This window comes from Ornithinibacillus proteolyticus (assembly GCF_039581225.1).
GTDB lineage: Bacteria > Bacillota > Bacilli > Bacillales > Amphibacillaceae > Ornithinibacillus > Ornithinibacillus massiliensis.
On sequence record NZ_JBCPXV010000073.1, the window covers coordinates 1 to 8,554 of the forward strand.

The 8,554-nt window shown below is 36.3% G+C and carries 8 protein-coding genes; 5 read left to right on the forward strand and 3 right to left on the reverse strand.

From position 1 onward, the window contains the following. The coding region (locus AAIB49_RS18715; RefSeq protein WP_343458930.1) for a hypothetical protein at positions 1-181 on the forward strand (181 nt) is incomplete at its 5' end. Here the strand turns inward: AAIB49_RS18715 and AAIB49_RS18720 are convergent. Continuing rightward, positions 171-1,649, reverse strand: a complete 1,479-nt coding sequence (locus tag AAIB49_RS18720) for a SulP family inorganic anion transporter (protein WP_339217301.1) — start codon at positions 1,647-1,649, stop codon at positions 171-173. The genes AAIB49_RS18715 and AAIB49_RS18720 overlap by 11 nt on opposite strands. Positions 1,650-1,915: 266 nt before the next feature. On the opposite strand from AAIB49_RS18720, the gene AAIB49_RS18725 reads away from it, so the two are divergent. The 4 genes from AAIB49_RS18725 to AAIB49_RS18740 all read left to right on the forward strand — a co-directional run bounded on the left by AAIB49_RS18725 (position 1,916) and on the right by AAIB49_RS18740 (position 5,044). After that, positions 1,916-2,332, forward strand: a complete 417-nt coding sequence (locus AAIB49_RS18725) for a universal stress protein (protein WP_339217303.1) — start codon at positions 1,916-1,918, stop codon at positions 2,330-2,332. A 203-nt stretch (positions 2,333-2,535) separates the two neighbouring features. Continuing rightward, complete coding sequence (locus tag AAIB49_RS18730) at positions 2,536-3,258, forward strand: ABC transporter ATP-binding protein (RefSeq protein WP_186869525.1); 723 nt, start codon at positions 2,536-2,538, stop codon at positions 3,256-3,258. Continuing rightward, a complete protein-coding gene (locus tag AAIB49_RS18735) occupies positions 3,255-4,010 on the forward strand; it encodes an ABC transporter permease (protein WP_343458931.1) in 756 nt (251 codons plus the stop codon). Before AAIB49_RS18730 ends, AAIB49_RS18735 begins: the two co-directional genes overlap by 4 nt. Before the next feature lie 101 nt (positions 4,011-4,111). Further along, positions 4,112-5,044: an aldo/keto reductase gene (locus tag AAIB49_RS18740; RefSeq protein ID WP_339217307.1), complete on the forward strand. Its 933-nt coding sequence runs from the start codon at positions 4,112-4,114 to the stop codon at positions 5,042-5,044. A gap of 838 nt (positions 5,045-5,882) precedes the next feature. Here AAIB49_RS18740 and AAIB49_RS18745 read toward each other — a convergent pair. Together AAIB49_RS18745 and AAIB49_RS18750 are read right to left on the reverse strand one after the other, a co-directional pair. Then, positions 5,883-7,274 (reverse strand): S1 family peptidase, encoded by a 1,392-nt coding sequence (locus AAIB49_RS18745; protein ID WP_343458932.1) that lies wholly within the window; start codon positions 7,272-7,274, stop codon positions 5,883-5,885. Positions 7,275-7,743: 469 nt separating this feature from the next. Beyond that, positions 7,744-8,124: a hypothetical protein gene (locus tag AAIB49_RS18750; protein ID WP_343458933.1), complete on the reverse strand. Its 381-nt coding sequence runs from the start codon at positions 8,122-8,124 to the stop codon at positions 7,744-7,746. Positions 8,125-8,554 lie beyond the last annotated feature (430 nt).

Genomic DNA, 8,554 nt, shown 5'->3' on the forward strand with positions numbered 1-8,554 from the left:
TACTCCTCCAGTCTTTTTATGGTTTGTGGTCAACTACCATTATACAAGATTTGGGGAGGTACTTCTTTTTTTATCTCTTAAACCCCTTGATACACAAGGGCTAAGAATTATGAAATTCATTCATTTACAAAAAAAAAGAGAGCTAACCGAAGTTAACTCTCTAACCGAATTTAATGACTAGCCGCCTTTTCCAATCCACCAGGCTTATTATAATTCGCTAGTCTTTCTACTAATTTATGACTTTCATCATTTAACCCGACCACTTCTACGTTCACACCATTTTGATGATACTTCTGTACAACCTTATCAATTGCCCCTACACCAGAATCATCCCATATATGGGCATTTGATAAATCTAATTTCACTTTTTCTACTTCCTCTTTGTAGTTAAAGCTGTCCACAAACTCTGTTACAGAAGCGAAGAAAAGTTGTCCGGAAATACGATATACCTTCACATTTGCTTCCTTACTCGCAAGTGCTGTCACGTTCACCTTAGAGATTTTTGAAGCAAAGAAAATTGCACTTAAGATAATACCAACTAGAACACCTTTAGATAGGTCATGTGTAAATAGTACCGTGACAACTGTCGCTACCATTACAATCGTATCCGTAACTGGTGTTTTAGGAATATTCTTTATCGATGACCAGTCAAAGGTACTAATAGATACCATGAACATAATACCAACTAAGACTGCCATCGGAATTTGAACTAATAAGCCGTTAAATATTAGAATAAGTGCCATTAAAAATGCCCCAGCAACAAAAGCGGATAATCTTCCACGACCACCAGACTTTACGTTAATAACGGATTGTCCAATCATCGCACATCCAGCCATACCACCAAACAGCCCAGACACAATATTCGCAATCCCTTGTCCACGTGCTTCTTTATTCTTATCACTTTTCGTATCTGTCATATCATCTACAATAGATGCTGTAAGTAAAGACTCTACTAAACCAACAATGGCAATTGATAGTGCATACGGAAAAATGATTTGTAGCGTTTCAAAGTTAAGTGGAATGTCTGGGAATAAGAAGATTGGTAGAGATTGTGTTAATTCTCCCATATCTCCTACCGTTTTCACACCACTTCCTGTAAACATAGCAATTGCCGTAATGACAACGATCGCTACTAATGGTGCTGGAATCACCTTTACAAATCGCGGTAAAATATAAATGATGGCTAATGCTCCTGCCAGCATGGCATACATTTCCCAATTTGCACCTGTAAAATGCTCTAATTGCGCCATGAAAATCATAATGGCAAGTGCATTAACAAAGCCAATCATGACCGACCGGGGGACAAATTTCATTAAACGTCCTAACTTTAATACACCCATCACAATTTGCAGAATACCTGTTAAAATAGTGGCTGCTAACAAATATTGCAAGCCATGTTCTGCCACTAATGTAACCATCAACAATGCCGTTGCCCCTGTTGCAGCAGAAATCATACCAGGACGCCCACCAACAAATGCAATCGTCACTGCAATAGCGAACGACGCATACAGCCCAACCATTGGGTCAACACCAGCAATAACAGAGAACGCAATAGCCTCCGGTACTAAAGCAATAGCAACTACGATACCAGCCAGAATATCTCCTCTAATATTGCCGAACCATTCATTTTTTAATTTTGCTAAATTCATGCTACACCTCTTTTTCGTCTTTTATTGTTGACTTTCGACTCTCACGAAAGCCGGGACCGTAACAAACAAGAGGTATTATAACGAAATATGACACTTTTGTGAAACAGTAAAGAAAACGGAAACATTTCGCCTTTTCTCCAATTTCCTCTTAATATCTTTGAATTTAGTAGCTATATGCTATAATAGAAAATAAATTCGCTATACCTATGTTAATAATAGGAAATTCTAGTTTCCGCAGTTCAATAGAATGGTAGAGGAGAATTCCGATGTTTAAAAAAATTCTTTGTGCAGCTGATGGATCAGACCATTCGATACGAGCAGGTGAAAAAGCCTTTGAGCTTGCCAGATTAAGTCAAGGTTCTAAAGTAGATATAGTATATGTTATCGACCCAAAGCATTCAAAAGAAGAGGTTCTAAATAACTGGGGAAAAGATACAGAAGACGCACGGAGGGAAAAACTTGCTCTATTAATTCAAAAAGCGAAAAAATCAGGTGTAGACTTTGAAGTCATTTTTTTAAATGGAGAACCAGGCCCTACCATTGTTCACTATGCCAATAAACACAACTATGACATTATCATTATTGGAAGCCGTGGATTAAACGCCCTCCAAGAAATGATGCTAGGTAGCGTTAGCCATAAAGTAGCTAAACGAGCAACTAGCCCCGTATTAATCGTAAAGTAATGAATGTGGAAACTAGTTAATAGTTGCCACCTTTTTTGATTTCTTTAAGTATCGCCGCCAAAAGGTGTGGGATTACTTTCCCTTTCCCCAAACCAAAACCTCCCGACACCCTTTCAAACCGCCACATGTTAAAATGATAAAGAATTGATTCTCATTAAGTTGGAACATTAAAATAAGGGAACACATAAAAGGAAGTGACAATCATGAATCAAGCTGCCATCGTATTCCATAACGTAAATTATTCTACAGATGGTCTACATATTTTAAGAAACATAACCGGTTCCTTTCCTGATGGTAAAGTCACAACGCTTGTTGGCCCATCAGGCGCAGGAAAATCTACTCTATTTAAACTTTGTAACGGATTACGTTCTCCTGAATCTGGGGAAATTTTAATCAAAGGAAAATCAATAAATGAATATAATCCGATAGAATTACGTAGAAAGGTTGGCATTGCTTTACAAAGTGCCACCATGATTAAAGGTACTGTATTAGAAAACCTCGAACTACCACTTGCACTACAGGGAGAACGTATTGACAGAAATTATGCCGAAGAATTACTACATGATGTTGGATTAGGAGCAGAGCTATTGGAGCGACACGCTAAGGATTTATCCGGTGGACAACGTCAAAAGCTATCTATTGCTCGTACTTTAGTAAATAAACCAAGCGTATTATTACTAGATGAAATTACTTCATCACTTGACCGAGTATCGCAACATGATATTGAAGAGCTAATTGAGAAGATTAATGAGAAATATGGGACAACCATGATTTGGATTACCCATAATCTAGATCAAGCTTTAAGAATTGGCCACTACACATGGGTCATGATGAACGGGGAGCTAATTGAATCAGGAGATAGTTCCTTATTAAGGAATCCACAAGATAAACGTGTCCAAAAATTCGTAAAGGGGGAATTAGAATGAGCTTTCTTACACTATCATTGACGCTAATTTTCGTTCTAATTCCACTTATTCTATCTCGAACATTAAAACTCGGTTTAGAAAAGGACACCCTGATCGCTACCATTCGGTCTATCATTCAATTACTTGCCGTAGGATATGTTCTACAATATGTATTTGATGCAGAACACATTCTCTTTATTCTCCTAATGATCCTGCTTATGATCGGTGCCGCAACACAGAATGCTCGAAAAAAAGGTACCTCTATTCAAGGGATTACGTGGAAGCTTTTTCTTACATTCGTTTTTATTGAGGTATTAACACAAAGTATCTTACTTGGTCTTCACATTGTGCCACCAACACCACAATATATTATCCCGATTAGTGGGATGGTCATTGGGAATTCGATGGTACTTGGCATCTTGTTTTTAAACCGATTTACAGCAGAGGTCGAAAATACACAAGATGAAACAGAGCTAATCCTATCCTTAGGCGGTACACCTAAACAAGCCATTCATACTCAATTGATTACGGCTATCAAAGCAAGTACAATCCCAACAATTGAGAGCCAGAAAACAATCGGACTTGTTCAGTTGCCCGGGATGATGAGTGGTCAAATCATTGCAGGCGCAGATCCTGTACAAGCCGTTCAATTTCAATTGTTAATCTTGTTCCTATTATTAACTACCGCAGTCGTAACCAGTATTATGCTAGGATACCTATCCTACCCAGCGCTATTTAATAAGCAAATGCAGTTTCTAAAGTTTCATCAATAATCAACACGGGAATCTTGTCATGAACACGATTCCCTTTCCTTGTATTTAAACCGGATTTTCCAATAGAATATAATTATCCAATACTTTAGGAGGTAATGATATTGTCAAATAAAGTACGAATCGGTAAAACAGACTTAGTAGTAAATCCTATTGGTTTAGGAGCCAATGCAATTGGTGGTCATAATCTTTACCCAGGAATTGATGAGCAAATTAATAGAGAGTTATTACAAACCGCCATTAAGGAAGGGCTAGACTATATTGATACAGCATTTACATATGGCATGGGACGATCCGAAGAAATAATTGGTGAAGTAATGAAGGAAATGGGCAATCGTCAACAAATGGTTATCGCTACAAAGGGTACTCAAAAGCTTGTTAATGGTGAAACAATCGTTGATAATTCACCAGAATTTCTACGAGAAACAGTTGACGCTAGTCTAAAAAGACTTCAAACAGACTATATCGATCTATTTTACATCCACTTTCCTGATGAAAAAACACCTAAGTACGAAGCTGTTGGCGCATTAAAAGAACTTAAAGATGCAGGAAAAATCAGAGCCATTGGCGTATCGAACTTCTCATTAGAACAATTAAAAGAAGCAAATCAAGATGGATATGTCGATGTATTACAAGGTCATTATAATTTATTAAATCGCCAACCTGAGAATGACCTGTTCCCTTACACGCTAGAACACAATATTTCCTTTGTTCCATATTTCCCATTTGCTTCTGGCTTACTCGCAGGAAAATACACTAAAGAAACAACCTTTAATGATTTCCGTGCTAATATGCCTCACTTCCAAGGGGAAGCATTCGAGCAAAACCTACAAAAGGTAGAAACACTAAAGGAAATTGCCAATACGAAGCAAACAGAAGTATCCAACATTGTCCTTGCCTGGTATCTCGCACAGCCTGCAATTGACACCGTCATCCCAGGAGCTAAAAAACCGGAGCAAGTCATACAAAACCTTAAAACATTAGAGGTACAATTATCAAAAGCTGAAATTGAAACCATCGATCGGATTTTTTCATAAGAGGGTAGCCCCCTCTTTTTTATTTGCTTTTTATGTGAAAAGATTGGGCGTCTTTGTTCTACGAGTGGCCCCTAGGTATAGTCGTGATGCAGATTTAAGACTTGCACCGCTTGAATAGAAAAAAATTCCCCATTAAAAACTGCTTAATATCGCCATACTTGTATAAGGTAAAAAAAGTAGGAAACACGATTTCTTATAAATTGTAGGTTCAAGAGCCATTAGTTTTTTATTTGTTAAAATAAAGTTGGAAACTGGAGAAGAAAAATTTAAAATGTAAAAACAAAATAATACAAATAAAGTTGGAAAGAAGGGTACGAGGATTACAGATAATCGATAATGCGCCTGGATAAGCATCTTTATTTACAACTACTGGTGAGAGATATACAAACTCATACTTATCATATATCTTCATTTTATAACAAAAAAGAAAAAACCTATTACGACTCATCCTTCTAGGCATGCTTTTACAATAATAAGTTACCATCAGAGGGTTGACCCCTATACAATTGTTCGTTCACTTGGCCAGGAAAATATTAGAACAACGATGATAAACCTCCAGAAGTAATTTTGAAAAGGACAAGCATGCCGTACATTCTTGGAATAATAATGGGTTTATTAAAGAGTACGTTTAACAAAATACTAATAAAATAATATAATTGGAAAAAGGTTGGGGGAAGTCAATCCACCAACCCTTTTTATATATTGAGAGAAGTCCTTGTTAGATCAATCCCCTTTTTCCCCCAACAAGAATTACACACTTATTACTATGTTATATTCAAAAGTTCCCAGGTATTAATAGTTAGTGCAATGAGATTCCTTATTGAGTAACACCCTTATCTCATTTAACGTAAATTCTAAAACTATTAAGAGCAGAGGATATATAGTTTACATTTGTGAACCTACTTCGCACAACTCCATCTACTGTGCGCTTCCCGCTATGAACACCAACTGCACTATTGCCATAGAACCAAGGTCCCCCACTGTCTCCCCCAGTTGTTACATGTGCCGTTACTACAACCTGGTTGCCGTAACTTCCATGTTTCAAACCGGTTTTATGCACTTGTCTACATTTGTAACCTGTTTCTTTCCCAAAGTTACAAACATTTACTCCGACACGAGGGCTATATACACCTGTTGTATTACGACCAGCACTGGTATTATAGTAGAAAAACGGAACAGCATTTAATTGAGCGTTAGTATACATAGCCAAGTCACCGTAAGAGCCTTGATGTACATAAAGACTATAAACTGTATGGGTACCGCTCATAGTTCTATCTGAGTACGTACGTGAAGATTTAGATTCACCACAATGACCTGCTGTGGAAAGTCCTACACTACCAACGTTGTTTCGAAGAGTAAAGGCTGCTGTACAAGTTCCTAGGTTTGTACCCCCACGTAAATAATTATCAATTTCATCACCATTCTCAATTTTATCAACGAATTTAACCTCTACATTAATCGAGTTATTTTGTGAAGTAGTTTGTAGGACTTGAGACTTCATTTTCTCTTTTGCATTTGCACTGATTTTCTCTTTTGGCTGAGCTTCAACGGTAATTTTACCGGTTTCAATATCATAATAACTTGACGCGTCAACGATATCTTCATGCATATAGAGTTTATCATGAACAGAATTCAATGTTGATATTAATTCCTTTTCAGAAAAACCACGGTTTCCATATAGTTTAATAGTAGCAGGTAAGTCAGAAGCATTTACTAAAGCTTGTTTAGGTATATCGTCTTTGAATGCGAACCAAGCTCCACTACCATCAAATTCAAAGACAGCACCTGCAAATGTATCAGGAAATGATTTTTCTAATTTATCGGCAACCTCAAGAAATTCTGTTTGCCAAGCATAACGCTTGATAGATTCCTCCAAGCTTATTCCTTTAGTTTTTGCGATAGTTTTAAGGTCTTCTATTTCAGACAAGGTGATCCCATCGATGGCTATGTCTGAGGGGAGTGTGGTAACTTCTTCAGAAAATAATCCTTTGTTGTTATAGCTCAATTCTGAAAGGTAATCTTCTATAGCTTGTTCAAAGGTAATACCGTTACGTTCAGCTGAACGTTTCAACTCCTCTAGTTGTGGACGTTCAGCAGGTGAATTCGTGAGTGTAATAACTTCAGGTACGGAAGAACTTGATTCTATAGACAGGGTTTCTGCAGAAATGGATGTAGTAAAGAATCCCATTGCTAACAAAAACAGTAGCATTATTAACATTCTTTTTTTCAAATTTAAACACTCTCCTATTCTAGGATTTTAATCATACATTTGGTAGGCAATCCCAACGCGCAAAATTCTACTGGTCTGAAGTCTCTTAGAGGATAAATTCGCTAAGAATTTTATTTACTCACTTCTGATTAATACCGTCATTTACCAACTCCTTACATTCTATCAATATATTTCAAGTCTATCAGATGAAAGTTATTGTTTCCGCATTATTCAAAATATGTCGAAAAAATAGTAATTTATTACTAGTATAAAAACTATTGCTGGTTATCTAGGGCTGTTCATCGACTATTCATCGTTCCAATTTTTTAATCTACGTATACTTTGACATTGAATTAACCGAATAAGAATCTGGAACACATCTAACCAATATTAACTAAAAACGGTTCCAGTCATCTTTTTGGATTACTGGAACCGTTTTTCTTTGGAAATTTTATATTCTTTTAATTACACCTAAACAGCATCGGGTTACTTAATCCTGTTCTGAGATTATTTCTATTTTATCAGTAAAAAATACAAGGGGTTGCGATTCTCCAACATCACTATAGTAACCGACTATTCGTTGACCTATTTCTAAGTTCAATTCTTCGTACTTTTCTTTGGTAACTCTATAAAAAGCACCATCATTTTCTATTGCTAATTCAATCAATTCATCTCTTGTTTTATTTGAAATGTTAATGCCTTCTACACTTGGTAAAGTTAATATGAGGTAGTAATTCTCATCAGAGGTCTCCTTCTTTATATCAACAATGATGCCTTCGTCTCTTTCTTCATTAGATGTGTTTTGATTGTTGTTTTCATCACATGCTCCTAGAATGACAACAAGTAAAATAAAAGTTAAAATTCTTTTCAACTGGTACACCCCCAATTCTAATCAGGACTATTTGCTAATAACAGTATTAGTTTAAATTTTGTTTCTATTCTAACATAAATATTTAGTCATATCGATTTTATACCTGGGAAATTGAAATGAGAATTAAATTATTATTTTGCTATAACTTCAAGAATAACAGCGAGAAAAAAGTACAGATAATAGATTCCTACTTCAACCTTTTAGTTTATTCCCTACTTTTGTTTAGACCAATACACCCTTTGTTTGTGTAAAATAAAGTTTGAAGCTATAAACCCATGTTCTATTGGTGTTTACAAAAAGTACAAAGAGGCTGGGACAAAACCCCAGTAAATAATTAAAGACGTAGCGCTAACCATTTAAAATGGTAAGTGCTACGTCTTTTTTAATATTCTTACTCTTTTTAGTAAACAAAAAGGACACCCTCTGATAA

Excerpts from the sequence above, each read along its gene's own strand:
- AAIB49_RS18720 (WP_339217301.1), bottom strand. The coding sequence starts at position 1,649 with ATGAATTTAGCAAAATTAAAAAATGAATGGTTCGGCAATATTAGAGGA.
- AAIB49_RS18725 (WP_339217303.1), top strand. The coding sequence starts at position 1,916 with ATGTTTAAAAAAATTCTTTGTGCAGCTGATGGATCAGACCATTCGATA.
- AAIB49_RS18730 (WP_186869525.1), top strand. The coding sequence starts at position 2,536 with ATGAATCAAGCTGCCATCGTATTCCATAACGTAAATTATTCTACAGAT.
- AAIB49_RS18735 (WP_343458931.1), top strand. The coding sequence starts at position 3,255 with ATGAGCTTTCTTACACTATCATTGACGCTAATTTTCGTTCTAATTCCA.